A 26,220-nucleotide genomic window follows, 5' to 3' on the forward strand; every position below is an offset into this window, starting at 1 on the left:
TAGCGTAAGCATATAAATTCTTCTATTGTGAAAAATAATGGTGCTTGCTAGCACCTACGGAGGAATGAACATGTCAACGGTAGTCGTCGTGGGAACACAATGGGGAGACGAAGGCAAAGGAAAGATCACGGATTTTCTGGCAGAGAGTGCAGATGTGGTCGCTCGGTATCAAGGGGGTAACAATGCCGGTCACACGATTCTGATTGACGGGAAGAAGTTCAAGCTCAGCTTGATTCCATCAGGTGTATTTTATAAAGAAAAAACTTGTGTTATCGGCAACGGAATGGTTATCAATCCAGAGGCCCTGATTCAAGAAATTAATTATATTCATGAGAATGGCTTTGATACGAAGAACCTGGTGATCAGCGACCGCGCCCATGTCATTATGCCTTATCATATGCTGCTGGATGCGCTTGAAGAAGACCGCAAAGGTCCGAACAAAATCGGAACAACACGCAAGGGGATTGGACCGTGCTACATGGATAAAGCAGCCCGCAACGGTATCCGGATTGCCGATCTGATGGACGCCGAGGAATTCGAATTGAGACTTCGTCCGTTGATGGAAGAGAAGAATCAGGTTATCACTCAGGTATACGGTGCCCAGCCGCTGGATGTAGAAGAAATTCTGACCAAATATCTGGAGTATGCAGAAGTGCTGCGCGGTTACGTGACGGATACTTCGGTTGTGCTGAATGATGCTATTGATGCAGATTCCAGAGTATTGTTCGAGGGTGCACAGGGTGTAATGCTTGATATTGACCAGGGTACCTATCCGTTCGTTACTTCATCCAATCCTTCCGCAGGCGGTGTCTGCATCGGTTCGGGCGTTGGCCCGTCCAAGATCAAACAGGTTATTGGTGTGGCTAAAGCCTACACTACCCGCGTTGGCGACGGTCCGTTCCCTACAGAACTGAACGATGCCACTGGTGATTATATCCGTGAAACAGGCCACGAGTACGGTACTGTAACCGGCCGCGCACGCCGTGTGGGCTGGTTCGACAGTGTAGTTGTACGTCATGCCCGCCGCGTAAGCGGAATCACGGGTCTGTCCCTGAACTCGCTGGACGTGCTGAGCGGCCTCGAAACCGTCAAGATCTGCACAGGCTACAAGTTCCGCGGAGAGATCATTACGCATTACCCGGCCAGCCTCAAGATGCTCGCGGAATGCGAAGCTGTCTATGAAGAGCTTCCAGGCTGGAGCGAGGATATTACAAGTGCGAAGACTCTAGACGATCTGCCTGCTAACACTCGCAAATATGTGGAACGTGTATCAGAGCTGACAGGTATTCCAATCTCTATCTTCTCCGTAGGCCGTAACCGGGAACAGACAAATCAGGTACTGCCAATCTATATCTAGATTGAAGCAGAATGAATATGAATTACAGGAGCAGGGGCCTCGGAGGAGGCTCCTGTTTTTGTATTTTGGCAGCTGCTAAGCGGCTTTTCTAGGGATAACAGAGGTTTCCCGGGCCGGGTTCTAGTCAATACTGGGAGAATAGGATCACCAAGGACTGATTCTCCGGAGTTGAATAGAGCAGGGCATAAGGGAGCGATGATGATGAAACTAATGAAACGGACGCTTGGCATATGTATGATTGTTGTACTGGCCAGCGGGTTGTCCATGCTGACGACTGCGTATGTGGTCAATACGTATATCCAGTCAGTGCTGGCAGGCTTTGATATTAAGGTAGACGGGCCTGAGCCGGGTATGCTTGGCTTCGTGAAGAGTCTGACGGGGATGGGAAGCAGCAGTTCCTCGTCTACGGATACTAAGGATACTAAGGATACAATTAAAGAGGCAGACTCAAGCAAGGTGGACGGAGAAAAAGGAACTGGCGGAGATTCTCCCGCGAGTGAAACCGGGGATACGGTGGACGAAACGGTGCCTGAGGATGCGCTGCCTGTAATGGGACAAGCGGCGGCCGGAGAAGAACAGAGTGACCGTGCACTGGATCAGGAGCTGGTGATGACGCCGGGTGCACTAAACGACTTGAAGGAGAATATTCCCGCCGATGAGAAATCCAATATTTTCAATATTCTGATGAATAAGCTCCCGCAGGAGGAAATGCTAAAGATTTCCTCGGCTATGGAAGACGGGTTGACAGAGAGTGAGGTAAAGGAACTGCAGGAGATCATTGCGAGGTATGTGGATGAGGAGGAATATGAGTCCTTAATGAAAATGCTTACACCTGATTCTGTACCCTCCACGCAAAATTAATAAATGTCACTTTTTGGACACGGTATATCTGTTTAAAACGCATATTTTGGGATTAAACCCGCGATTTTCGCGGGTTTTGTTGTGTGAAGAAAGTTGAAATTTTTCTTCAGGCTATGGTACAGTAAAAAAGGACTATGAGGGGTTAATATTTTGTAACCTTTTCCGGGCCCAAAAAAGCAGCAATATTCATACTCATGCAAACAGATAAATAGATGACGTACAACATATAAAAGGGGCTCTAAAAATAAGTTTATCCGCTAAGGCGGACCGTATGGGCGGACTGAAAGGGAGAGTTTCATGAAAGGTTTTAAGTTTATGCGCCGGATGGGGAAACTGCGGAACAGCGAAGAAACATCCGCAGGGTCCGGTGCAGCAGGTCAACAGGGCAATAGCACTGCCAGCGAACTCCGGGTCTTTCAGCCGGAAACCAAACCACGCAGACTCCGGCGTTCATGGATAGTGGCTACTGCCGGTCTGGTTCTTCTGACTACCTTCTTAATCGGAGCGGAGAAGAAACATGTTGCGGCGAATACAGTAACCTACTACAAGGTGCTGGTGAAAGGCGAAGAGATCGGAACTTTAAGTCAGGATTCGGATCTTAACAAGCTGTTTGAAGCGAAGAGACGGGAATATCAGCTTAAGTATCCGGATTCCGTCATGGTGCTGCAAACCAGCGGTATCACGACAGAGGCAGCCGAGGCGTACAAACCGGAGATCGACAGCGAAGCTACACTGGACAAGCTGGATGGCATGCTCAAAGCCTATGCGGTAGGCGTGGAATTGACGGTTGATGGCAAACCGCTCGGGATCGTGAAGGATCAGGAGACGGCAGCCGCGGTACTCGAGGCCGTGAAGGCGCATTATATTCCGCAGGCTGCAGCCACTGGCGCGAAGCTGATGAAGACGGCGGCCAAGACGACAGCAGCAGCATCAGCTAAGGCAGACCAAGTGGAATCGGCGGCCATCCGCGAGGAAGTCAGCATTGTTCCGGTCAAGGCAGACCCCAACAAGGTGCTTAGTGTAGAGGAAGCCGTGAAGGTGCTGACCGAAGGCAAGGAAGAGCCGCTGGTCTACTCGGTTCAGGAAGGAGACACGGTCTCTGCCATCGCTTCCAGATTCCAGATTACCCAGGCCGATATCTTCCGCAACAATCCTGCCGTCAAGGAACTTAGCCTGCAGATCGGGGATCAGTTGCAACTGACGGTTCCCCAGCCTGATCTTACGGTCGTGACTGTGGAGCAGGTAACTGAACAAGTAGTTACAGAGCCTGAAGTCATTGTACGCAAAAGCGATCAGCTGGCGGCAGGCAAGAGAAAGGTGGTCCGTGCCGGTCAGACGGGACTCAAGACGATGCAATACAGGCTGACCAAAGAAAATGGACTGGTTGTCAAAGAAGAATGGCTCGGACAGACGGTTGTGAAGGCTTCGCTGCCTGAAGTGGTCTATTCTGGTACAAAGGTTGTAGGTGAAGGAACGGGAATGTTCGCCTGGCCGGTTACCGGAGCTACGATATCCAGCAGTTACGGCGAGCGTTGGGGACGTGCACATAAGGGACTGGATATTGTATCCGGCAACCGTACAATCAAAGCCGCTGATGCCGGTACGGTAAGCTTTGCCGGTGTGCAGAGCGGATACGGTAATGTGGTTATCGTCAATCACAACAATGGATACGTTACTTACTACGGACATTTAAGCAGAATCTCCGTCTCCGTCGGCCAGAAGCTTGGACAGGGCAGCCAAATAGGCATTATGGGCAACACCGGCCGCTCAACCGGAACACATCTGCACTTCGAAATCCGCAAGAATGGAACAGCGGTCAACCCTATGAAATATCTGAAATAATATATATATTTTAAGCTCCGCTTATAGAATGACCAGCCGTCCGGATAATTTCGGGCGGTTTTTATTTAGTTAGATGTGACGCCCGTACAGGTATGTTAAAATAAAGGAATCAAGGACCTGAGTATCGTTAGAAAGGTGAAGCTGAGCATATGCAAATGGGCACGATTCTGGTAGTGGATGATGAACAACCTATTGCTGATATATTGAAATTCAATCTGGAAAAAGAGGGCTATGAGGTTATCTGTGCGTTTGACGGCAACAGTGCGGTTGAGCTGGCCCTGTCCAGACGCCCCGACCTGATGCTGCTAGACCTGATGCTGCCCGGCAAGGACGGGATGGACGTGTGCCGTGAGGTGCGCTCTGCACATCTGGATATTCCGATCATCATGCTGACCGCCAAGGACGGAGAAATTGATAAAGTGCTGGGCCTGGAGCTGGGCGCCGATGACTATGTAACTAAGCCGTTCAGTACGCGTGAGCTGCTGGCCAGAGTCAAAGCCCAGATGCGCCGCCAGCATAAGCCGGCCTTATCCGAAACGCCGAACGAAAGCGTGGAGAGCAAGCAGGGTGTATATCATTTCGGCTTATTCATCGATACGGATATGTATTTGGTCTACAAAGACGGCGAGCCGCTGGATCTGACGCACCGTGAATACGAACTGCTGTATTATATGATTCGCCATGCCGGTAAAGTAATGACCCGGGAGCATCTGCTGCAGGCCGTTTGGGGCTTCGAATATTTCGGTGATGTGCGGACTGTGGATGTAACGATCCGCCGGCTCAGAGAAAAAATTGAGGAGAATCCCAGCAAGCCGGAATATATATTCACACGGCGCGGACTCGGTTATTTGATGCATAGCCCCAAAAGCGGAGGGCTGTGATGAAAGCACTGTCCTTTTTCCGGACGATTCAGGCCAGGCTTATCGTAATTTATGTGCTGCTGATTCTGATTGCGATGCAGCTGATCGGCGTATACTTTGTCAGCTCCATGAAGAATTCCCTGACTGATAATTTCACCAAGGACCTGAAGGCGCGTGCAGAGATGCTCTCGATCCTTACCGCCGACAAGTTCGGGAGTGAGACGGGCACGGCAGATGAAGAATCTGCTGTGGAAAGCCTGCGGGGCATGGTGAACAATCTGTATATTAACGGCGCAGAAATCCAGGTGCTGGATGCGAGCGGCAAGATTATTACCACCTCTGTTCCTTCACAGAATGATTATGTGGGCCGGCGCAATACACAGACGGTTGTCAGCCGTGCCTTACAGGGAATCAGTGACAACGAGGAATATATCATTGCGGATGACAACGTGCGCAAGAAGGTTGTGGCCAAGCCGGTGATTTCCGGTGATAAGGTCGTAGGGGCGATCTATATCGCCGCAGATATGAAGGATTTATATGCCACCATGAGCCGGATTAACAGCGTATTCCTCTCGGGGCTGCTGCTGGCGCTCGCGCTGACAGCAGTGCTGGGGGTTATACTCGCGCATACGATTACCCATCCGATAAAAGAAATGACCAAGCATGCCACTGCGGTGGCAGAAGGACGCTTCAACCGGAAGGTTCCCGTATTCGGCAACGATGAGATTGGCCAGCTAAGCCAGGCATTCAACTATATGACGGACAGACTGCGCGAAGCGCTGTCGCAGAATGAAGAGGAGAAGGAGAAGCTGTCCTCCATCCTCGCGAATATGAGTGATGGCGTGGTAGCGACAGATGAGAGCGGCGCAGTCATTCTGATGAACACCCGCGCCGCCCTGATGCTTGGAGCGGAAGGGCCGCTTCCGGAGGGAGCGCCGCTCGATGAGCTGCTCGGCCTTGACCATGAGCAGTCCGGATCGCTGGCCCAGGGCAATGCGCAGTCGGCAATGCTGCATCTGTCTCCGATGGGCGGAGAGGACCCGAATATCGTGAGGGTCACCTTCACCCCGATCCACCGGCGCGATGGCGGCCGAATCGCCGGGACGATTGCGGTGCTGCAGGATGTCACCGAGCAAGAGAATCTCGAGGAGTCCCGCCGTGAGTTCGTAGCGAATGTATCTCATGAGCTGCGGACGCCGCTCACGACCATTAAGAGCTATGCGGAGGCGCTGGATGACGGTGCGCTGGATGATCCGCAGCTTGCCGTGCGGTTTGTCGGGGTTATCCGCAACGAAACGGAGCGGATGATCCGCCTGGTCACCGATCTGCTGCATCTGTCACGCCTGGATTCGAAGGAGTCCAGTCTGCGCATTCAGCAGACAGACATCTCCGAGATGCTGGAAGATGTGGCGGACCGCTTCTCCTTCCAGATCCGCCAGAAGCGGATTCATATCAGCACGAGAGTGCATAAGGAGGTAGCCGCTGCCTGGCTGGACCGCGATCAGATTGATCAGGTGCTGGGCAACCTGGTCTCCAATGCCTTGAAATATACGCCTGAAGGCGGGACGATCCGGCTTGAAGCCCGTAAGACTGAGGACGGAATGCTGGCCGTTTCTGTACGCGATTCCGGGATCGGGATTCCGAAGAAAGATATTGAACGCATCTTCGAACGCTTTTACCGGGTCGATAAAGCCCGCTCCCGGAACATGGGCGGAACGGGTCTCGGGCTGTCCATTGCCCGGGAAATTGTCAAGGCGCACGGCGGCTCCATTTCCCTGCAGTCTGAGCTGAATGAAGGCTCTTTGGTAACGTTCACGCTGCCTTTGATGAAGCATAGGGGGAGTGAGGCGTGAAGGAGAAAATCAAGTCATGGATGCTGTTCCTGCTTATACTCGGAAGCCTTGTGGAGAGCTATTACTTAATTTACAGGCTGCCGGGCAGTGATTCGGCGGTATTGTCGGAGAGCCTCTATGTAAAGACCGATATTATGGGACCTAAAGAGAAGGTGGAGAACCTGCTCTACCCGGATAAAATGATCATTCATATGGGTGAGGACAAGCACACGCTTTTCTATCCCAGCTCAACCTTCTATAATCTGATTCTGAACCGGCTGAAGGGGCGCAGCTTCGAGAGCTTCCAGCGCCGCTCTGTGCAGGATTTCGACTGGAATAAGATCCGCAGTGAGAATTCTGGCATTGAGCTGTCCTTCGGGGCAGGCATTCCGGTAACGCTGCTGCAGCGGGTGATGCAGATCTCGCCGGATTCGCTGTTTGAAGGAGAGAGCATCGACCGGATCTGGATTTACAATATCAAGAATGATTCCAAAGCGCATGCCATCTTCTTCAGCACCCGCGGTGATATTGTGTATGAGGCGGCCAAGGCCGACCTTACGGTGCAGGATGTGCAGCAGCATGTGGACTTTGGCAAGAACCTGACACTGTACACCACGTTGAACGGGGATTATTATGTGCCTGAGGCAGCCATTCCGCTGGTTGAGGTAGTAATGCCTGCGGGTATGTATACCATTGAGCAAATGCAGAGCAATCTGTTCTTTGATGCAGGCAGCACAAGATATATCCCTGAGAAGGATGGCTCCAAAATTTACACTGACAGCAAACGCAGCCTGCAGGTGGACCAGGAGCAGAACTGGATGAGCTTTAGTGATCCTGCAGCACTTCCGGACGGGGACAGCACACCGGCGAAGGATGCGCTGGAGGCGGTGGAATTCGTCAATAACCATGGCGGCTGGAACGGAACCTATAGGCTGGCTGCGACTGAAGAAGGCCGGCAGGACCGCAAGGTGTCCTTTCAGCAATATTACGGTGCCTATCCATCTGGTTCCTATCCGATTATGAGTAATCCTCAGCTCCAGTACGGTGTGATCCATCTGGAGCTGCAGCAGGGGACTGTATCCTCTTATGAGCGCTCCCTGATGTATATGGATGAAGAGAAGTCCGAGAAAACCATTGTTGAGCTGTCCGGGGGTGAAGTGCTGAAGCAGCGGCTGACCCAGATCGGCAGCTCCTTGCGGGTTACCGATCTGACGCCCGCCTATATGCCTACGCTGACTGAGGAGAAGCTGCAGCTTCGTCCGGTCTGGCGCGTGACGCTCAGCGACGGCAGTGTACTGACGTTGAATTAGATTAGAGGAAAGCAAAGCTGATTTAACAAAAGGCGTGGAGGATCGAAGGGGGATTTTGGAACTGTAGGAGCGGTAGCGACCGCCTTTGTCTGCGGATTTCCACCGCGAAAAGCGGTTGAATTAAAGAAATCTGTAGACAACAGCGGCCGGAAGTCCAAATATTCACCGTAGTGACGTCTTAGCCTTACGTTGTTATCTGAGGAGGAAAGAGTATGGACTGGGGAAGAGCCAAAAGTGTATTAATCTACGCCTTTCTGGTGCTGAATCTGCTGCTATGCTATCAGCTATGGATAGACGTGCGTGATCAGGTCAGCGCGGGGCTTGATTTCACTTCCCTGTCCGCAGAAACGCAGGCGGTGATGGAGGAGAAGGGCATCCGGCTGCTGTGTCCGATTCCGGCTGCCACTCCGCAGCTGCCGGATATCACGTACCGCTACTCCGGAGAAGAGCAGAATGAAGTGCCGGTGAAGCTTAATGAGCCGATCGACAGCAAGCTGATGTATTCCTCGTTCTCCGAGCTGAGCAGTCTGCTGGAGAGCCGGATTCCGGATATTTCCAATTATCGTTTTGATGATCAGGAGAGTGAAGTGGGCAAGTTCGTGCTTCATCCGCTTGTAGACAACAAGTGGTCGCTGTTCAGAGTGCGGCTGGAGCTGATCAACAGCGATCAGAAGATTGTGGCGTACCGCTGGCCGCAGATTGAGATCGGTGCAAGCCGGAGTGATAATCTGCAAAAGGTGCTTCCGGCCTCACAGGCGCTCAGCAGCCTGATCGAGAAGTATTTTCCGGCCGATTCTGCGGTGAAGGAGATTGAGCTTGGCTATTACGGCGAATTGTTCAATTCCGAGAGTCAGGTGGCTTCGCCGATGTGGCGGTTTATGCTGGAGAACGGCAGTGCCTATTACGTGGATGCGATAAGTGCGGATATTATCAGTCCCAAGACAACAGAGTAGAAGGAGCAGGAGAGATATGGGGATTTCATTTACAGTACTGTCCAGCGGTTCTACCGGGAATGTGACGGTGGTGCGTAACGGCGAGACCACGCTTATGATCGATGCGGGCCTTAGCGCCAAACGGATAGATGAGCTGCTGGCGATGCGTGAGCTGACCGGAGCAGAGTTAGACGGAATTCTTGTGACCCATGAGCATTCCGATCATATTAAAGGGCTTGGGGCGATGGCGCGCAAATATGATCTTCCGATCTATGCGAATACCAATACCTGGGGAGCGATAGAGAAGGGGATCGGCAAGATTGCCGAGCATAACCGGGTCATTATGGAAACCGGGCAGCACCGGGATTTCGGCAGTATGCGGGTAGAGTCGTTCGCGATTTCCCATGATGCGGCGGAACCGGTAGCCTACAATTTCTATGACGGCAAAGAGAAGCTATGCGTAGCCACAGACCTCGGGTATGTCAGCGACAAGGTAAGGACGGCAATATCGGATGCCGATGTGCTCGTGCTGGAATCGAATCATGATATTGAGATGCTGCGGATGGGACGTTACCCGTGGAATACGAAGCGGCGGATTCTTGGCGATCTGGGGCATCTGTCCAATGAGGCAGCGGGAGCAGCGCTCAGCGAGATTCTGACGGGGCGGACCAAACGCACCTATCTGGCTCATTTGAGCAGGGACCACAACATGATGGATCTGGCAAAAATGTCCGTACGCGGGGCAATGGAGGACCGGGGCTGCTTCTTCAAAGACAGCGAGTTCAGGCTCTGTGACACCTATTATGACCGGCCTACGCCATGGGATAAGGTGAGCCAGTCATAAGGCGGTCCACTTCAGTGATTTTGTGCTCCAGCTCCTGGCGGGAGAACAGCCCTTTGTCAATCAGCAGCTCGATCATCGCACTTTGGACAAGAATCAGGTGGTAGTGTTCATCCTTAAGATCACCCAGCTTGCCGATAAACTGTACCAGATCCATACTTGTTGAGAATGACTCCATAGTCCGACCCTCCTTTTGAAATGGATTGTAGCGGGAATGTAAAAAATTCGCATCTTTTTAACACAGAAAAAATGTGGGCGGTGCTGCTGCCTGTGATACAATCATATAGAACGTTCCTTTAAGTTATGAGCTGTTGCCGCTTCTAATTCTAGTGTAGTCTTTTAGGTTGCAAAATATTCCGGATACAAGCTTATAAACTTTTTAGTAGGTTGCAAGAATAGGAGAGTCCCCTTGCGCTTAGAACCCACAGGAATGTGGTGAATGAATCAAGTGAAACCTTTTAGCACTTTGTGAAGTCTAAGAGATATAGCGGTTAAGCTCGGGCGTGGTTGCTTGGCGTTCAGGTCTTGAATGCGGTGGCAATAGAGGGGAGAGGATTTAACGTGGGATTGTTTGATGATGATTTCTATTCAACCAAGGTGTCGCGGCGCAGAGCCGGCAAACAGGGTACCTCCAATGGATACGCCGAAGGGAAATGGTCTGTCCGCAGGTCACGGCGTTCGCTGGCAACATGGCAGGTATCGCTGATCAGCTCCGTATGCAGTGCGGTTGTGGCTGTATTGCTGTTCAGTCTGGTTACGGGACAGCTCACCGAGGAGAAAGCACAGGCCCCGGCAGTCATTGACAAGGTGGCTGTGAGCAGTGCAGATCCGTTTGACCGGATTATTCAGGCTGCTGCGCTTGTCCGCCCGGCGGCAGTAAGCATCATTAATCATAAGGAAGACAACAAGGAACTTAATATTCTCGATGAGTCTGCATTAGGATCGGGAGTTATCTATAAAAAAGATGAAGATAAGGCATATATCATTACCAATAATCATGTGATTGAAGGCTCCAGCAAGCTGGAGGTTGTTACCGTGGATGGTGTGACCCGCAAGGCAGAGCTGGTCGGCGCCGACAAGGTGAGTGATATCGCAGTGCTCTCCATTGATTCCAAAGGTATCAACACGGTTGCGCAGATCGGGGATTCCTCCAAACTGCGTCTGGGTGAGACGGTCATTGCGATCGGCAACCCGCTGGGCCTCGGCGATACGCTGACCTCTGGCATTGTGAGCAATACAGAGCGGACGATCCCGGTATCTCTGAACCAGGATGGGGTATACGACTGGGAGCAGGAGGTTATCCAGACCGATGCTGCCATCAATGAAGGCAACAGCGGGGGCGCACTGGTTGACCTGGACGGCAAAGTGATCGGCATCAACACGATGAAGATTTCGGATACAGGTGTGGAGGGGCTGGGATTCGCGATTCCTGCCAACCATGTAATGGAGACAGCGGATGAGCTTGCGGCTAACGGGAAAATTGCCCGTTCCTACCTGGGCGTGTACTCTGTAGATTTGAATAATCCGTATGTACCGCTTGCTGAAGACCAGCGCAAAGAGCTTAACCTTCCAACTACGGTAACCGACGGGGTTGTAGTATTGGATGCAGTGGGTCCGGCAAAGGATGCAGGCCTGCAATTCAATGATGTAATTACCAAGTTTGATGACAAGTCGATTACATCCACCTTGTCCCTGCGCAAATATCTGTACGACCATACCAAGATCGGCGATGATCTGCAAATTACATTTTACCGCAATGGTGAAGTGAAGCAGGTGACGGTACAACTTCTTGAGAAACCCGAGGAATAAAACCGGAAGCCGCCGTATATAATAATAAGGCAGTCAGGATAACGGAAACGGTTCATGCCGTCCTTTTATGCAAAATTTAAGAGGACGGGGCCCGTTTCAAGTCCAAATTAATGGGGTAAACAATGATATCTGCTATAAATATTACTATTTAGACCAACTGGTAACCCTTACATTGGGAAGAAGACCTTATAAGGGAAAAAACGGAGAAATTCGGATGGGACAGCTTGCCTTTGTTAATAAGGTGTGGTAACATGAAATTATTCATACAATTGATACCTAATTCTCGCATTGAAAAGGGCTGTCAAATGAATCACAACCTTTCTCAATGTGTGAATTTTTTCTTTGTCTGAAGATAAAAAGAACATATTAATTTAAATTTGTGGAGGTAACACACATGCAAACAGGTACAGTTAAATGGTTCAACGCAGAAAAAGGATTCGGTTTCATCGAAGTTGAAGGCGGAAGCGACGTATTCGTTCACTTCAGCGCAATCACTGGCGACGGCTTCAAAACTTTGGACGAAGGCCAACGCGTTGAATTCAACGTTGTTCAAGGCAACCGCGGACCACAAGCCGAAAACGTTGTAAAACTGTAATTAATAGAAGGTGCCGTCCCCGCTTGTGAAAGTTGGGACGGTCTTTTTTTATCGTTACTCAGCTTGTAACATAAAGGAAGGGAGGAACGGCAATGAACTACCGGAAGAAGCCTTTGGAGGAAGTACCGGAAGAAAATACCGCAATATGGGCCTGTACCAACGATGGATGTAACGGATGGATGAGGGATAATTTCGCATTTGAGCATGCGCCTTCTTGCCGTCTCTGTCATTCCCCGATGGTTCGTAGCATGAAGATGCTGCCGCAATTGCTTAATTCGAATGGCGATCTCAAATCGCTTAAGAAAGGTATTTCCATTACCTAAACCAATGCCTTTATGAACCAAGACAACTATAAATGATGGACAAATCCAAGACGGTGAAACCGTCTTATTTTTTTTGCTTTCTTTATGTAATATTGTGATATTTGTCACAAATTTATTGAATTTCATGCTCAAACAGGGTGTATAATGTGATAATTATCACACTTTAGGCCCTGAAAATTTGACAGAATAGACATATCGAATGGGGAGAAGGAAGGGGAGAAATATGGATACAGTAATGCTGTCGCGTATACAATTTGCGTCGACGACGATTTTTCATTATTTCTTTGTGCCGGTATCAATCGGACTAGCGCTCTTAATTGCTATTATGGAGACCATGTACGTTAGAAAAGGCAATGAAGAGTACAAAAGAATGGCGCAATTCTGGGGGAAGCTGTTCCTCATTAACTTCGCAGTAGGCGTAGTGACAGGGATATTGCAGGAGTTCCAGTTCGGAATGAACTGGTCTGACTATTCGCGCTTCGTCGGTGATGTTTTTGGAGCCCCGCTAGCTATTGAAGCCTTGTTGGCATTCTTCCTTGAGTCCACGTTCATCGGAATCTGGATCTTCGGCTGGGACAAGGTATCCAAGCGTATTCATCTATTATCGATCTGGCTGGTAGCCTTCGGAACGATGCTCTCGGCATTCTGGATTCTGGCCGCCAACTCGTTCATGCAGCATCCGGTAGGTTTCCAGATCAACAACGGACGGGCTGAAATGAATGATATCTTCGCACTGATTACAAACGGTCAGCTGCTGGTGGAGTTCCCGCATACAGTGCTTGCCGCATACGCTACAGGCGCATTCCTCGTAACGGGGATCAGTGCTTATAAATTGCTTAAGAAGCAGGACGTGGCCTTTTTCCGTAAATCGTTCGAGATCGCGGCCATTGTCGGTATTATCTCTTCATTTGGCGTAGCTGTTGCCGGACATGCCCAAGCGCAGTATCTGGTTGAAACACAGCCAATGAAGATGGCTGCTTCTGAAGGGCTATGGGGTGAGAGCGGCGACCCGGCACCTTGGACAGTCTTTGCTAATATCGATACAGAGAATCAGACCAGCAGCGGAGAGGTGCAGATTCCGTATCTGCTCAGCTTCCTGTCTTACAGTAAATTCTCCGGTGAAGTTAAGGGTATGCTGGAGCTCCAGAAGGAGTACGAATTAGCGTATGGACCTGGAGATTATATCCCGCCTGTCAAAACAACCTTCTGGAGCTTCCGGATCATGGTTGCGGCAGGCTCGCTAATGATTGCACTTGGCGTGTATGCCATCTACCTCATGTGGCGCAAGAAGATGGACAAACCAAATACCTGGTTCATGCGGTTCATGTTCTGGGGGCTGCTGCTTCCGCCGATTGCCAACACGTCAGGCTGGATTATGACGGAGATCGGGCGTCAGCCATGGACAGTATTCGGACTTATGACTACGGAAGACAGTGTATCACCTAATATTACAAGCGGACAGGTGCTGTTCTCGGTGATTTCGTTTACCGCAATCTATGCCATACTGGGTGCGGTAATGATCGGCCTGTTCATCAAGGTTATCAAAAAAGGCCCTTATGCTATGGATAACGAACACGGCGAATCCCACGATCCGTATAACAAGGAGGATTAACCCATGTCACTTAATGAATTATGGTTTCTGCTGATTGCAGTGCTGTTTGTCGGGTTCTTCTTCCTTGAAGGCTTTGACTTCGGTGTAGGGATGGAGACGCAGATTCTGGCCAAGAATGATACAGAGCGCCGGGTACTGATTAATTCCATCGGTCCGTTCTGGGATGCGAATGAGGTATGGCTGATTACGGGAGCAGGCGCGATGTTTGCCGCCTTCCCGCATTGGTATGCGACGCTGTTCAGCGGATTCTATATCCCGTTCGTGTTCGCCCTGCTGGCGCTGATTGCCCGCGGTGTTGCCTTTGAATTCAGAGGTAAACGCGATTCGAAGACGTGGCAGAAAACCTGGGATGTCTGCATCTTCTTCGGCAGCTTCCTGCCGCCGTTCCTGCTGGCTGTGGTGTTCGCCAGCTTCATCAAAGGCTTGCCGATTGACGGGGATATGCAGATGTATGCCGGTTTCTTCGATATCGTAAATGCCTATACAGTTGTAGCGGGAATTACAGTAGTCCTGCTGTGTCTGGTACATGGACTGATGTTCACTACGCTCCGCACCCTGGGAGACTTGCAGGAGCGGGCCCGTAAGCTGGCCCAGAAACTGCTGATTCCTCTGGCAGTGCTGCTGGTGGCCTTCGTTATAATGACGTACAATATGACAGATATCTTCGATAAACGCGGAACCCTGCTATGGATTGTAGTTGCTCTGGGCGTAGTCGCTTATCTGCTCTCCGGATACTTTATGACCAAGAAGAAGGATGGTTATGCCTTCGGAATGACCGGGGCAGTAATGGCGCTGTCGGTAGCTTCGATCTTCATCGGACTGTTCCCGCGGGTGATGATCAGCTCGCTGGATCAGGCGTTCAACCTGACGATTACGAATGCGGCTTCCGGCCACTATTCACTGAAGGTAATGACGATCGTGGCGCTGACCTTGCTGCCATTCGTGCTTGGTTATCAGATCTGGAGTTATTTCATCTTCCATAAACGGGTTCACGAGAAGGAGCATCTTGAATACTAATGGATAAAAATTTGCTTGGGTACAAAGGAGTAAAGCCTGTCTTTCTGATTGTCGGCTTCCTTACCCTGGTGCAAAGCCTGTCCATTCTTCTGCTGGCGAAATCGCTGGCCGAAGTTGTCTCTGCGCTGTTTGCGGGAGAACCGCTGAAGGAACAAGGGGCTAAATCGCTCTTGTTCCTTCTTGCGTTTCTCGTGCGCCATGCCTGTGCCATGCTGATGAGCCGCACATCTTACCGCTTCGCGGAAGCTACCGGCAGCAGCATGCGGAGACAAATGATGGACAAGCTGTTCCAGCTGGGACCGAGGCTGGCAGGTGACCGGGGAACCGGGAACGTGGTCACACTTGTGCTTGAAGGAGTAACCAAGTTCCGCACTTACCTGGAACTGATTATTCCGCGGATGGTCGGTATGGCGGTAACACCGGCTCTGCTGCTTGTCTATGTATATACCCAGGATACGTCCAGCGGTGTCATTCTTACCTTAACGATGCCGATCATCATTGTCTTCATGATTCTGATCGGTATGACGGCCCGCAAGCAGATGGACCGTCAGCTGAAGTCCTATCGTACGCTTTCCAATCATTTCGTGGATTCGCTGCGCGGGCTGGAAACCCTGAAATTCCTTGGACGCAGCCGCAGCCATAGCGAGAGTATTGCAGCGGTCAGCGACCGCTACCGCTCGGCCACGATGCGTACGCTGCGCGTGGCGTTCCTGTCTTCATTCGCAATGGACTTCTTCACCATGCTGTCGGTGGCATCGGTAGCGGTAAGCCTCGGGCTGCGTCTGGTCAATGAGCAGATGACACTGGTTACGGGGTTAACGATCCTGATTCTGGCCCCGGAATATTTCCTGCCGGTACGGCTGGTGGGCGCGGACTTCCATGCCACACTCGACGGCAAGGAAGCCGGAGAAGCGATGAAGAGTATTATTGACCGTGAGACCGTGCAGGCGAAGCTGCTGGAGCCGGGGGAACAGGAAGCTATACAAGGTGGCAAGGCTCCGGGAGCGTTTTTCACGTGGAACAATAACAGCTCTTTACGGCTTAACGAAGTTAGCGTCAAATATGAAGAAGAAGGCGCATCCTCGCTCGAAGAGGTGAAGCTTGAATTCAACGGATATGCGAAGATCGGCATTATCGGGGAGAGCGGGGCAGGTAAGTCTACACTCGTGGATATCCTGGGAGGCTTCCTTCATCCGACCTCCGGCAATATCACGATTAACGGAAATGGGGTCACTGCGCTTACGGATGAGGAATGGCGCAAGCAGACCGCTTATATCCCGCAGCGTCCTTACATCTTCAGCGGCACACTGGCTGACAATGTGCGGTTCTATTATCCGGAGGCTACGCAGGAAGCTGTTGCGGCAGCACTGGAGTCTGCCGGATTATCAAAGCTGGTATCTTCGCTGCCGGGCGGCTTGGATGAAATGATCGGGGGCGGCGGACGTTCGCTAAGCGGCGGACAAGAGCAGCGTGTGGCACTGGCCCGCGCTCTCTTGAGCAGCCGCCCGGTTATGCTGCTGGATGAGCCGACGGCTCACTTAGACATTGAGACAGAATATGAGCTGAAGGAAACGATGCTGCCGCTGTTCGAAGGCAAGCTGGTATTCCTGGCTACGCACCGCCTGCACTGGATGACCGACATGGATCTGATTGTCGTCATGCAGCAGGGACGGGTAGCTGAAGTAGGCACACACAGCGAGCTGACAGCCCGTAAGGGTGCTTACTATGAGCTTATTCAAAGTCAATTGGAGGGAATCCATTGAAACGTGAAGGATGGTTTGCTCCCTATTACTCTGCCTACTTCTGGCGGTTCGTGCTGATCATTGCATTAGGCGCACTGACGATCTTCTCGGCGTCTTCCCTGATGTATACCTCAGGCTTCCTGATCTCGAAGGCATCGATTCCGCCGGAAAATATACTGATGATCTATGTACCAATTGTCGGCGTGCGCACGTTCGGAACCAGCCGGGCCGTCATCCACTATGTGGAGCGGCTCGTAGGGCATGATACCATTCTGCGCATTCTCTCGAAGATGCGCATCCGGCTCTACAACATTCTGGAGCCTCAGGCGTTGTTCCTGTCCTCGCGCTTCCGGACCGGGGATATTCTCGGCATGCTGGCCGACGATATCGAATATCTGCAGAATGTGTATCTCCGTACGGTCTTCCCGAGCATCATCGCACTCCTGATCTATGCGGTAGCCGTTATTTCGCTCGGCACGTTTGATCTGGCGTTCGCCCTGCTTATGGGCCTGTACATGCTGATCCTGGTGGCCGTATTGCCGCTGATCTCCCTGCTGTTCACCCAGAAGCGCCAGCGTCAGGTGAAGCAGGAGCGCAACCGGCTGTATCAGAAGCTGACCGATGCCGTGCTGGGTCTGGGCGACTGGGTCATCAGCGGACGGCAGAGCCAGTTCGTCGACACCTATGAGGCCGACGAACAGACCGTCGCCCGGACGGACGGTGCGCTGCGGCGCTGGGCGCGGCTGCGCATGTTCATCGGCCAAGCCGTTGTCGGGCTTGGCGTGCTGTCCCTGCTCTACTGGGCAGGCGGACAGTATGCCGATGGAGCGATTGCCGGAACGCTGATTGCCGCGTTCGTGCTCGTCGTCTTTCCGGTAGCGGATGCCTTCCTGCCCGTATCGGAGGCCATGGAGAAAATTCCGCAATACCGGAATTCACTGGAGCGTCTGAACGGGGTAGAAGCAGCGGAGGGAGCTGTACCGCTTGCGGCCGAAGTAGCCAAGAGTGCAGAAGCCAAAGCGAAGGCGGCTGCCGCTGTGCAGGCGATTCAGGCCAGCGGTCAGGCCCATATTGAACTGAAGTCGGCGGGCTACCGCTATGCGGCGGGAGACGACTGGTCAGTGCAGAATATGGTGCTGAACCTGCCGCAGGGCCGGAAGGTTGCCGTGATTGGCCGCAGCGGAGCCGGTAAATCGACGCTGCTTAAGATGGTACAAGGCGTGATCACGCCAAATATCGGATCAGCCACGATTAACGGGATTGACGCTGCGGCTTACGGTGAGCAGATTCCGCAGCTCATCGCCGTGCTGAACCAGAGCCCGCATCTGTTCGACACTACGGTGGCGAACAATATCCGGCTCGGGGACCCGGGGGCTTCGGAGGCAGCGGTTAAGCAGGCGGCAGCCCTGGCGAAGCTGGATCCATTGATCTCTTCGCTGCCGGAGGGCTATAACACTCCGGTACGCGAAGCAGGGCAGCGCTTCTCCGGCGGAGAGCGCCAGCGGATCGCACTGGCCCGTATTCTGCTGCAGAATACGCCGGTTGTTGTGCTCGATGAGCCAACGGTAGGCCTTGACCCGCGCACGGAGCGCGAGCTGCTGGCCACCATGTTCGAGGCGATGGCGGGCAAGACGCTGATCTGGGTTACCCATCATCTGGTGGGTGCGGAGCAGATGGATGAGGTTATTTTCATGGAGAATGGCCTGGTGGAGATGCGCGGCACCCATGCGGAGCTGATGGAGCGGGAACCGCGTTACCGCAAGCTGTATGAGCTGGACCGGCCGAGTCAACTCAATTCATAAATGTTGCGGACGGCAAATAAATATGGATAGATCAAGAAGCTCTTTCCGCCCGGTTGCCGGGTAGAGAGAGCTTTTTTGATCTTTTTAAAGTAAATCCTCCATTGGGAGGAAGGGTATTCAAACGGAATCTCCGGGATAGCTGTACAATATGCAATTAAAAACAGCGATAAGGTCTACTTGCAGACTATAACTGTAGTTCATACAACTAAATTAGCCCGAATTCGTTAATGCGGTCATTATAAGGCCGCTTAAGTGTACAGAATACAATTAAACGGATGCCGGGGCGGAAAACAGACTTTTTAGTTGTACGAAGTGCAGTTAAAGCGCAACAGATGTAAAGAAAGCGGGATAGCTGTATCTCTGCTGCGCTTCAACAAGCGATTGTCAAAAGTAGAATTCACTGCGATTAATCTGAGGTAGTACCTGCCCGTTATATACCGTACCGCTCCGACACCCAATCCGCGAACATGGCATAGTCTTTCTCTACCTGCCCGGCATAGCCGTAAGCCCATTCTGCGATATAACGGGCAAATGCATCAGAATCGGGACCCATGGCCTTGGCGATCTCCTGCTCACTGTGATAGTCGAGAATACCCTTGTCGACATCGGCATCGGCGCGGGCATGCATTTTGGCGGTCAGGCTGCCCATCTGCTGGATAACTGCGGTCAGCTCGTCCATGTCAGCGATATTCTCCAGCTTCAGACTTTTTTTGTACGGGGAACGCTCTCTGACATAGAACTCCCGGCCGTCCATCGTTAAGAAGCCGAGGTAGGGATCCGCCTTGTGGTGCATCGCCTGCTGGGTCGCGGATACACGTTTGCCCTGATGGGCAAAGGATTGCCAGAACGAATCCGAGTAGGGCAGAAAATAGGCGGGAACGGGAACACGGACTTCTTTGACCTCAAGTACCGTATCGTCGGTCCCGGCCTGCTCCATGCCGCCTTCAATGAGAATATAATAGCGGTCCAGTCCGATGGAAGCCGTTCCCGAGCCGCGCTTGACCGCGATGTCCTTGATCCGGAAATGCTCCTCGTTCAGGCTGCGTGTAACCACTGTCTGTGTATAGAAGCTCCAGGCCAGCTCCAGCTGTGCCTGCTCGGCAGCTCCGGGAATCAGCAGCTCCGAAGTCTCGAGGAATACCCGGCTGGTCTGCATCTGGGCAGTGACCTTCTCCAGGAAATGACTCTGCCGGCGTTTCTCCAGCTTGCGGAGCAGCTTCTTGACGGGGCCTTTGGCTGTATCCTCATCCAGGACGAAATTTCCGGGATTGTCTTTACCATCACAAAAGCGGTGAATTTGCCGGTAATACGCCTCCGCATAACTCCGGCTCAGCTTAAGTTGCTCTGTCTGACCCAGCCCGAGTTGCCTGCCGGCAAGCGCAATACTGACCGCCATCCGCAGCAGATCGTACAGATAAGAGCCGACATACCCCTCGTCAAAATCATTCACATCATAAACAATCTCTCCGTCTTCACTACGGAAAGCGCCGAAGTTCTCGAAATGCAGGTCCCCTTGAATCCATGTAGGGCGCCCGGGTGAGCTGTGGTAAGGGAAGTACTGCCTTGTCGTGTCAAAATAAAACAGATAGGCGCTGCCCCGGTAGAAGGAAAAGGCATTTTGCGCCATTTTGCTGTATTTCTCCGTTCTCCGGTCAGGAGATAGGGCCATGATGCTGCCGTCGAACTCGTCAAAAATAGAAATCAGCAAATCCTTGCGCAGCTTTGAACGTGTACGTATGACTCCTTCGGTAATAGACTGGTTAACCATGCGGTGCTCCTTTCCGGAAATCGGTTATGGCTTGGTATATTGGTATAGTTGATTATATCTAATATTTCCATGGACTTCTAATTTGGCAGGCGTGATATACTGAAATGGATTTTGCAGCAAGGATTATGGCGGGACGGGGTGGAAGCATGTGAGGATGAATTGTTCCTGCGACTATAGATAAGGGGATGTTAGAAGATGCAATTAACATGGGATCTGGACCGAATCTATCCCTCCTTCCAGTCGGAGCAATTTCAGCAGGACCGCAGGCTGGTGGAGACACTTGCCGGGGAGCTGAATACATGGTCAGCCTCGCAGATGAATAGCGCTCAGGATGCTGCTAGTGTGATGGGAGAGTTCCTTAGACAATATAATGCTTATCAACATATATATCTTCGCTTGTTCAGCTACGCGGAATTAAGATTCAGCGCAGACAGCAGTAATACGGAAGCCGTTAATCTGATGGATGAGCTGGAGGAGGTTACTTACGGTGCGGGTGAAGCTTTAGTCAGCTTCAGTAAATGGCTGGCGAAGGTAAGCGCAGATGAACTGGAGCGGAGTATCGGGTCCAGCGTTTATCTGGAGCAGCACGGCTTCTACTTGCGCGAGCTTAAGAGTAAATCAGAGCATTTGCTCAGCGAGGAAGGCGAAGCGGTGATTGCCCGGATGCAGGCGACGGGGTCCAAGGCTTGGGAGCGGCTGTACATGCAGACGCTGTCTACCTTGCGGGTCGAGGCGGAGCTGGACGGGCTGAGCCGGAGTGTGTCGCTTGCCGAGCTGCGCAATCTCGCCTATGATCCCGATCCTGCGGTACGCCGGGCGGCGGCAGAAGCGGAGCATGAGGCCTGCCGCAGTGTAGCGGAGCAGAGTGCAGCCTGCATTAATGCCGTAACCGGGGAGGCTGCAGCCGTCTATGAGCTGAGAGGATATGCTTCACCTCTGCATAAAGTGCTGGAAGCATCGCGGATGGATCAGGAGACACTTCAGGTGATGCTTCAGGCCATCGAAGAGAGCCTGCCGGACTTTCGGCGTTATTATGCCAAAAAGGCGGCGTTGCTGGGGCATGCGGGAGGGCTGCCTTTTTGTGATGTTTTTGCGCCTGTCGGGACGGCGGAAGCTGCTGCGGAGCGCATCACTTATGCTGAGGCCCAGGCGATGATTATTGCCGGCTTCAGCAGGTTCAGCCCGGAGCTTGGCGCATTCGCCCGTAAGGTGTTTGAGCAGCGCTGGATCGATGCCGAACCGCGGAGCGGTAAAGGCAGCTTCGGGATGTGCGTTGATATTTTCCCGGTTGGGGAGAGCCGGATCATTACCAGCTTCAATGGCAATTATATAGATGTGAGTGTGCTGGCCCACGAGATCGGTCATGCGTACCACAGCAGCCGCTTAGCTGGAGAAACGATGGTTAACACGGAATATCCGGTTCCGATTGCCGAGACGGCGTCGATTTTTTGTGAGAGTCTGATTCATGTGGAGCTGCTTCAGTCTCTGCCTGCGGGTGAAGCGGCTGCCATACTGGAGCGGAGTCTCTCGGATGCAGGGTATTATATCGTTGATTTCTATGCCCGGTATGGCTTCGAGAGCGGGTTATATGCCCGCAGGAAATCCGGTGCTCTGTCTGTGGAGGAGCTGAATGCGCTGATGCTGGAATCCATGCATGCGGCTTACGGTGAAAGTGTGCTGCCGGACTCAATTCATCCTTACCAGTGGATCAGCAAAGCCGGGTATTATATGGCGGGTAATGAGTTCTTGAACTTCCCGTATTCCTTCGGATTATTATTTTCCAAAGGCCTGTATGCGCAGTACAAGAAGCGGGGCGGAGCCTTCGTAGAGCGCTATGAGCAGTTCCTCTCAGCCAGCAGTACCCGGAGTATTGCGGATGCCGCAAAGCTGATGGATATCGATGTACATTCACTGGCATTCTGGCAGGATGCGCTCGGGCTGATTGCCGGAGATATTGATAAGTTTACAGGGCGGGAATAAGGCGGGGATTTTGCGCTGCGGAAGGTTCCTTTTTGCCGGGAAATGTGGTAGAACAGTAGTAGAAGTATACACCGAAGCGGCACAGAAAGGGATGCTTGATTGAATGTATGTAGTGTGTAAGGAACACGTAGAGCTGGCCATCGACAAATTTGTGGACGAATACGAGGATGCACCCGATGTAGTGGATCTGAAGGAGACGGAGTTCTCGGACTGGGACCCGCCGGCGAAATGTGCGGAATGCGAGCAGAATGCGGAATATCTGGTGGTCTGAGGACTGCTGTAATTAAAAACACCCTGTAGCCGTGAAGGCTGCGGGGTGTTTGGGCTTTCCGGCATAAACATTACTTAATGTTAGGCGTCTGCTGCTTCCGCCATTTCGGCCAGCGTGCTGCTCTGGCTGCTGCGCCCATATATAAAGGCTGATACAATCGCCACGATTGCCGCAATGGATAATCCCCAGTAGATGTTGGAGTAAGCTGTCTGGAGCGGTAGACCACGTTGCCATTCCAGAGCACTTGCGGCCATCGCCACGCTGAAGGCTCCGCTGAAGAACTGCAGCAGCTGGAACAGCCCCATTCCGGAGCCAATCTGCGAAGCAGGCAGGATGCGCGAGATTTCGTTCGATACGCTGCTGGACAGTACGGTGAACGAGAGACTCATAATCATATAGACGAGCATGACAGCAACCCACGACCGCCCGGCGAACAAGGCGAACAGTACGGTCGCGGCCAGTACCAGGAACGGTGCCAGGCGCAGAATTCCGGCATTGCCGTAGCGGTCAATGATCCGCCCCACGGTGCGGGAGACGAAGATCGCCAGCAGCGAGCCGGGGAAGATTACAAGTCCGGCATGGCTGGCGCTGAAGCCGAAGCGGTGAACCAGAATCTGCGGCAGCAGGAACAAGGTGGCGAAGCTGCACAGGTAGGAGGCGACACCCACCAGGGCCAGCACGAGATAGGACCGGTTACGGAACAGCGCCGGCATCACGAATGGATCAGGAGTGGTACGGATGCGGCCGACAAACAAGATAATTGCTACTATTCCGGCGATCAGGGCAACCCACAGTCCGCTGGTCAGGAACAGCAGCAGACCGGTGGTGCCGACACCGAGGAACACACCGCCCAGGATGTCGAAGGAGCCCCGGGTGGGAACTTCCTTAGGCAGCAGGATCAGGAATAGCGGTACCAGGAGCAGAATAGCTGCGGTGACCGCGAACAGCCAGGTCCAGCCGAGATACTCGACAATGGAACCTCCGGCTACCGGCCCGAGTCCCAGACCCAGCGAAACAGCGGACATGATCGTCGCCATTGCTTTGCCGCGGCGGGCCTGCGGGACATAACGGGTGAACAGGACGAGCGATAAGGACATGACTGCGCCTGCTCCCGAAGCTTGCAGAATGCGCACTATAAGCAGAAAAATAAAGTTAGTGCTGAAGAAACCGGCCACGGCAGCAAGCCCTAGCGTAAGCAGCCCGATAACCAGCAGCCGGCGGATCGGCAGGAAATCAGAGAGCCGGCTGTATGTGATAGAGGCAATAGAGAACATGATGGAATACCCGGTAACAATCCAGGAGGCGGATGCTGCTGTGATGCCGAAAGTCTCGGTCACGTCAGGCAGCGCCAGATTGAACATCGCTGTATTCATAATGACGAGAACAACAGCAACGCTGAATAGCAGAGTCAGCAGTCCTTCGCGTGGAAGAGTTGCCTGCGGAGCAGCGGTTGAATCGTTTGTACTGTCCTCAGATGTATGTAATGAGGTCATTTAAGGGCCACTCCTTTGTTATTGGACTTATTTAAAATAAAAAAACTAGACATTTTTATTTTATAGTTCGATTACTTACGAACAATTGAAATATAGCATGGGCTGATGTAAAATGCAATTAGGAAATAAACAAATCATCTGGAATTTAAAATATATAAATGAATGACAACTATTTGTATTTCAAAGGAGTCTTTCTTATGAAGCAGCTTCATCATCCGGAACGCAAGGATATTCAGCTCGCCTCTGTGCTGTATGCGCTTAGCGATCCGGTCCGTTTATATGTCGTGTCGGAAATCCGCAAACATGGCGCACAGGCCTGCAACAGCTTCAAGGTGCCGATTGCCAAGTCCACCCTGACCCATCATTCCCGGACACTGCGCGAAGCCGGCATAGTGAATACGCGGGTGCAGGGCACGCAGCGTATTCTGTCACTGCGGACAGAGGATCTGGAGGAGCGGTTCCCTGGGCTTCTGGATTCAATATTGCTGGCGTATGAAAAGACGGAGCCCGGTGAGGGATTCGGGGAGCAGGAGCAAGTGACGGAAGAGCAGGGGTAGCGCGAGCAGTAAGATAGCTGAAAGAGCTAGGAGACAGGAATAGTAAAGGCGGATTCCGGTTTATTTTTACCCGGAAATGTGGTAGAACATAGAGGATAACCTTAAGCAGAAAGGACGTAGCGGATACGTCCTTTTGCTGTTTATATAATGAGATAACGGTGATTGAGCCGTGGGACACTATTATGGAGCCCTCTTGATCGGCGAAGGCAAACTCAGGGGGCTTCTGGAACCTCAGCGAATGGTCAGGTGTATATAGAAGCATAACCCACAGGAGGAAGACATGTTCATTCAGATTATCGGCGTAGGCAAATTGAAGGAAAAGTATTTGGTCAGCGGCATCGCAGAATATGCTAAGCGGCTGACGCCATACCTCAAGTTCCAGATGATTGAGGTGGCGGATGAGAAAGCACCTGACAACCTCAGCGATGCGGAGGTTGTTCAGGTGAAGGTGCGCGAGGGCGAGCGTATCCTCGCGCATATCAAGAGCGAGGCGCATGTCATTGCGCTCGCGATCGACGGCAAGCTCTGGAGCTCGGAAGAGCTTGCCGCCGAGATCGACCGGCTCGGCACCTACGGGACGAGCCATGTCGTCTTCGTCATCGGAGGCAGCCACGGGCTCTCCGATGAGGTAATGCGCCGCGCCCAGCAGCGCATGAGCTTCGGCCGCATGACGCTGCCCCATCAGCTCATGCGGCTTGTGCTGGTGGAGCAGGTTTACCGGGCGGTGAAGATCAATCGGGGGGAACCGTATCATAAGTAGGGGGAAGTTTTTGAAGAAAAACCTGCAGGAGCCTCTATCTACATCATCACTACAAGGGGCAGGGTATGTCACACTCTGGCAGGAACGATGTGTATTTACCGTTAAAACAAGTAGGACGCCAATATCTATGAAGCCTCTTTAATTCCCTTAATAACAGTAAGAGCGGAACATAAGCTAAACAGCTTCATGCACCGCTCTTATTTTTGTTCACTCGTTCTCTTGCACTTTCTCATACTCTATCTCAATCAGCTTGAAAAAATCAGATGGTTTGATTTTCAGTCCCTTGCAGAGATCAAATATTTTCGTGACGGAAGGCTCATTTCTGCCAACCTCAATCATGGAAATGTAGGATCGGTCGACATTGCATTCATGGGCCAGATCTTCTTGGCTTAAACCTTGTTTGATACGTATAGCTTTAACGGTTTTTCCGATTATCTGCTTAATGATGTTGGACGGATCGCTCAAGGAAAATAACCCCTTTTAAGTCCATTATCAATCTGATATAATGGTCGTGACAGATAAAGTATTCAACAAAAAGTAAAAAATATACATATTTCGAGCCTCTTCTGCACTTCCCTGTAGTTTCTCTATGATTCAAAGTTGCTCAGCCCAAAACATGCCTTACAGATAACGTACCTTCATCTAATTAAAAATAT

The 26,220-nt window shown here is 51.9% G+C and carries 23 protein-coding genes; 19 read left to right on the forward strand and 4 right to left on the reverse strand.

The window, feature by feature from the left end; genetic code table 11:
- Positions 1-70 precede the first annotated feature (70 nt).
- From NYE33_RS04315 to NYE33_RS04350, 8 genes are all read left to right on the forward strand, one after another.
- Positions 71-1,357: an adenylosuccinate synthase gene (locus NYE33_RS04315; RefSeq protein ID WP_039295846.1), complete on the forward strand. Its 1,287-nt coding sequence runs from the start codon at positions 71-73 to the stop codon at positions 1,355-1,357.
- 234 nt (positions 1,358-1,591) lie between these two features.
- Complete coding sequence (locus NYE33_RS04320) at positions 1,592-2,218, forward strand: hypothetical protein (RefSeq protein WP_341064842.1); 627 nt, start codon at positions 1,592-1,594, stop codon at positions 2,216-2,218.
- Between the two features lie 297 nt (positions 2,219-2,515).
- The gene (locus tag NYE33_RS04325) at positions 2,516-4,060 is read left to right on the forward strand and encodes a M23 family metallopeptidase (RefSeq protein WP_076243732.1); all 1,545 of its coding nucleotides are present in this window, start codon (positions 2,516-2,518) and stop codon (positions 4,058-4,060) included.
- 149 nt (positions 4,061-4,209) lie between these two features.
- Positions 4,210-4,941: a response regulator YycF gene (yycF, locus tag NYE33_RS04330; RefSeq protein ID WP_039295853.1), complete on the forward strand. Its 732-nt coding sequence runs from the start codon at positions 4,210-4,212 to the stop codon at positions 4,939-4,941.
- Positions 4,941-6,773 (forward strand): cell wall metabolism sensor histidine kinase WalK, encoded by a 1,833-nt coding sequence (gene walK, locus NYE33_RS04335; protein WP_336101304.1) that lies wholly within the window; start codon positions 4,941-4,943, stop codon positions 6,771-6,773. Before yycF ends, walK begins: the two co-directional genes overlap by 1 nt.
- On the forward strand, positions 6,770-8,062 hold the full coding sequence (locus NYE33_RS04340) for a YycH family regulatory protein (RefSeq protein ID WP_336101303.1): 1,293 nt from the start codon (positions 6,770-6,772) through the stop codon (positions 8,060-8,062). Before walK ends, NYE33_RS04340 begins: the two co-directional genes overlap by 4 nt.
- A 212-nt stretch (positions 8,063-8,274) precedes the next feature.
- Entirely contained in the window at positions 8,275-9,015 is a 741-nt protein-coding gene (yycI, locus tag NYE33_RS04345) for a two-component system regulatory protein YycI (protein ID WP_336101302.1), read from the forward strand.
- 16 nt (positions 9,016-9,031) lie between these two features.
- Positions 9,032-9,838, forward strand: a complete 807-nt coding sequence (locus NYE33_RS04350) for an MBL fold metallo-hydrolase (protein ID WP_076243729.1) — start codon at positions 9,032-9,034, stop codon at positions 9,836-9,838.
- On the opposite strand, the gene NYE33_RS04355 is transcribed toward NYE33_RS04350, so the two are convergent.
- Positions 9,807-10,013: a hypothetical protein gene (locus tag NYE33_RS04355; RefSeq protein ID WP_039295868.1), complete on the reverse strand. Its 207-nt coding sequence runs from the start codon at positions 10,011-10,013 to the stop codon at positions 9,807-9,809. The two genes, NYE33_RS04350 and NYE33_RS04355, sit on opposite strands and share 32 nt — an antisense overlap.
- A 383-nt stretch (positions 10,014-10,396) precedes the next feature.
- Between NYE33_RS04355 and NYE33_RS04360 the strand changes: the two genes are divergently transcribed.
- From NYE33_RS04360 to cydC, 7 genes are all read left to right on the forward strand, one after another.
- The gene (locus NYE33_RS04360) at positions 10,397-11,644 is read left to right on the forward strand and encodes a S1C family serine protease (protein ID WP_336101300.1); all 1,248 of its coding nucleotides are present in this window, start codon (positions 10,397-10,399) and stop codon (positions 11,642-11,644) included.
- 394 nt (positions 11,645-12,038) lie between these two features.
- A complete protein-coding gene (locus NYE33_RS04365) occupies positions 12,039-12,239 on the forward strand; it encodes a cold-shock protein (RefSeq protein WP_019914582.1) in 201 nt (66 codons plus the stop codon).
- Positions 12,240-12,331: 92 nt separating this feature from the next.
- Positions 12,332-12,562 carry a cold-shock protein gene (locus tag NYE33_RS04370; protein WP_039295880.1) on the forward strand — a complete coding sequence of 77 codons (231 nt, stop codon included), beginning with the start codon at positions 12,332-12,334 and terminating at the stop codon, positions 12,560-12,562.
- A gap of 223 nt (positions 12,563-12,785) precedes the next feature.
- Complete coding sequence (locus NYE33_RS04375; protein WP_171717756.1) at positions 12,786-14,174, forward strand: cytochrome ubiquinol oxidase subunit I; 1,389 nt, start codon at positions 12,786-12,788, stop codon at positions 14,172-14,174.
- Positions 14,175-14,177: 3 nt separating this feature from the next.
- A complete protein-coding gene (gene cydB / locus NYE33_RS04380; protein WP_039295886.1) occupies positions 14,178-15,191 on the forward strand; it encodes a cytochrome d ubiquinol oxidase subunit II in 1,014 nt (337 codons plus the stop codon).
- Positions 15,191-16,954, forward strand: coding sequence for a thiol reductant ABC exporter subunit CydD (gene cydD, locus NYE33_RS04385; RefSeq protein ID WP_341064845.1), 1,764 nt, complete (start codon positions 15,191-15,193; stop codon positions 16,952-16,954). Before cydB ends, cydD begins: the two co-directional genes overlap by 1 nt.
- Complete coding sequence (cydC, locus tag NYE33_RS04390; RefSeq protein WP_341064847.1) at positions 16,951-18,735, forward strand: thiol reductant ABC exporter subunit CydC; 1,785 nt, start codon at positions 16,951-16,953, stop codon at positions 18,733-18,735. Before cydD ends, cydC begins: the two co-directional genes overlap by 4 nt.
- 430 nt (positions 18,736-19,165) lie before the next feature.
- On the opposite strand, the gene NYE33_RS04395 is transcribed toward cydC, so the two are convergent.
- Positions 19,166-20,503, reverse strand: a complete 1,338-nt coding sequence (locus tag NYE33_RS04395; protein WP_336101297.1) for a DUF2252 domain-containing protein — start codon at positions 20,501-20,503, stop codon at positions 19,166-19,168.
- A 195-nt stretch (positions 20,504-20,698) separates the two neighbouring features.
- Here NYE33_RS04395 and NYE33_RS04400 point away from each other — a divergent pair, with 195 nt between their 5' ends.
- The gene (locus NYE33_RS04400) at positions 20,699-22,483 is read left to right on the forward strand and encodes a M3 family oligoendopeptidase (RefSeq protein WP_341064850.1); all 1,785 of its coding nucleotides are present in this window, start codon (positions 20,699-20,701) and stop codon (positions 22,481-22,483) included.
- A 103-nt stretch (positions 22,484-22,586) separates the two neighbouring features.
- The gene (locus tag NYE33_RS04405; protein ID WP_063776434.1) at positions 22,587-22,754 is read left to right on the forward strand and encodes a CxxH/CxxC protein; all 168 of its coding nucleotides are present in this window, start codon (positions 22,587-22,589) and stop codon (positions 22,752-22,754) included.
- A gap of 80 nt (positions 22,755-22,834) precedes the next feature.
- Here NYE33_RS04405 and NYE33_RS04410 read toward each other — a convergent pair whose 3' ends face one another.
- The gene (locus tag NYE33_RS04410) at positions 22,835-24,247 is read right to left on the reverse strand and encodes an MFS transporter (protein ID WP_341064852.1); all 1,413 of its coding nucleotides are present in this window, start codon (positions 24,245-24,247) and stop codon (positions 22,835-22,837) included.
- Positions 24,248-24,444: 197 nt separating this feature from the next.
- On the opposite strand from NYE33_RS04410, the gene NYE33_RS04415 reads away from it, so the two are divergent.
- Both NYE33_RS04415 and rlmH read left to right on the forward strand, forming a co-directional pair.
- Positions 24,445-24,804 (forward strand): ArsR/SmtB family transcription factor, encoded by a 360-nt coding sequence (locus NYE33_RS04415; RefSeq protein WP_042140576.1) that lies wholly within the window; start codon positions 24,445-24,447, stop codon positions 24,802-24,804.
- Between the two features lie 280 nt (positions 24,805-25,084).
- Entirely contained in the window at positions 25,085-25,564 is a 480-nt protein-coding gene (gene rlmH, locus NYE33_RS04420; protein WP_039295905.1) for a 23S rRNA (pseudouridine(1915)-N(3))-methyltransferase RlmH, read from the forward strand.
- Positions 25,565-25,771: 207 nt separating this feature from the next.
- On the opposite strand, the gene NYE33_RS04425 is transcribed toward rlmH, so the two are convergent.
- Entirely contained in the window at positions 25,772-26,029 is a 258-nt protein-coding gene (locus tag NYE33_RS04425) for a helix-turn-helix domain-containing protein (RefSeq protein ID WP_081972309.1), read from the reverse strand.
- Positions 26,030-26,220: the final 191 nt, after the last annotated feature.

The organism is Paenibacillus sp. FSL R10-2199, from assembly GCF_038000235.1.
Taxonomy (GTDB): Bacteria; Bacillota; Bacilli; order Paenibacillales; family Paenibacillaceae; genus Paenibacillus_AQ; species Paenibacillus_AQ phytohabitans.

Coding starts and splice junctions, on each gene's coding strand:
- NYE33_RS04355 (WP_039295868.1), bottom strand. CDS start 10,013: ATGGAGTCATTCTCAACAAGTATGGATCTGGTACAGTTTATCGGCAAG.
- NYE33_RS04325 (WP_076243732.1), top strand. CDS start 2,516: ATGAAAGGTTTTAAGTTTATGCGCCGGATGGGGAAACTGCGGAACAGC.
- cydD (WP_341064845.1), top strand. CDS start 15,191: ATGGATAAAAATTTGCTTGGGTACAAAGGAGTAAAGCCTGTCTTTCTG.
- NYE33_RS04415 (WP_042140576.1), top strand. CDS start 24,445: ATGAAGCAGCTTCATCATCCGGAACGCAAGGATATTCAGCTCGCCTCT.
- NYE33_RS04370 (WP_039295880.1), top strand. CDS start 12,332: ATGAACTACCGGAAGAAGCCTTTGGAGGAAGTACCGGAAGAAAATACC.
- NYE33_RS04315 (WP_039295846.1), top strand. CDS start 71: ATGTCAACGGTAGTCGTCGTGGGAACACAATGGGGAGACGAAGGCAAA.
- NYE33_RS04405 (WP_063776434.1), top strand. CDS start 22,587: ATGTATGTAGTGTGTAAGGAACACGTAGAGCTGGCCATCGACAAATTT.
- NYE33_RS04410 (WP_341064852.1), bottom strand. CDS start 24,247: ATGACCTCATTACATACATCTGAGGACAGTACAAACGATTCAACCGCT.
- NYE33_RS04350 (WP_076243729.1), top strand. CDS start 9,032: ATGGGGATTTCATTTACAGTACTGTCCAGCGGTTCTACCGGGAATGTG.
- NYE33_RS04400 (WP_341064850.1), top strand. CDS start 20,699: ATGCAATTAACATGGGATCTGGACCGAATCTATCCCTCCTTCCAGTCG.
- rlmH (WP_039295905.1), top strand. CDS start 25,085: ATGTTCATTCAGATTATCGGCGTAGGCAAATTGAAGGAAAAGTATTTG.
- yycF (WP_039295853.1), top strand. CDS start 4,210: ATGCAAATGGGCACGATTCTGGTAGTGGATGATGAACAACCTATTGCT.
- NYE33_RS04375 (WP_171717756.1), top strand. CDS start 12,786: ATGGATACAGTAATGCTGTCGCGTATACAATTTGCGTCGACGACGATT.
- walK (WP_336101304.1), top strand. CDS start 4,941: ATGAAAGCACTGTCCTTTTTCCGGACGATTCAGGCCAGGCTTATCGTA.
- cydB (WP_039295886.1), top strand. CDS start 14,178: ATGTCACTTAATGAATTATGGTTTCTGCTGATTGCAGTGCTGTTTGTC.
- NYE33_RS04320 (WP_341064842.1), top strand. CDS start 1,592: ATGATTGTTGTACTGGCCAGCGGGTTGTCCATGCTGACGACTGCGTAT.
- NYE33_RS04395 (WP_336101297.1), bottom strand. CDS start 20,503: ATGGTTAACCAGTCTATTACCGAAGGAGTCATACGTACACGTTCAAAG.
- yycI (WP_336101302.1), top strand. CDS start 8,275: ATGGACTGGGGAAGAGCCAAAAGTGTATTAATCTACGCCTTTCTGGTG.
- NYE33_RS04365 (WP_019914582.1), top strand. CDS start 12,039: ATGCAAACAGGTACAGTTAAATGGTTCAACGCAGAAAAAGGATTCGGT.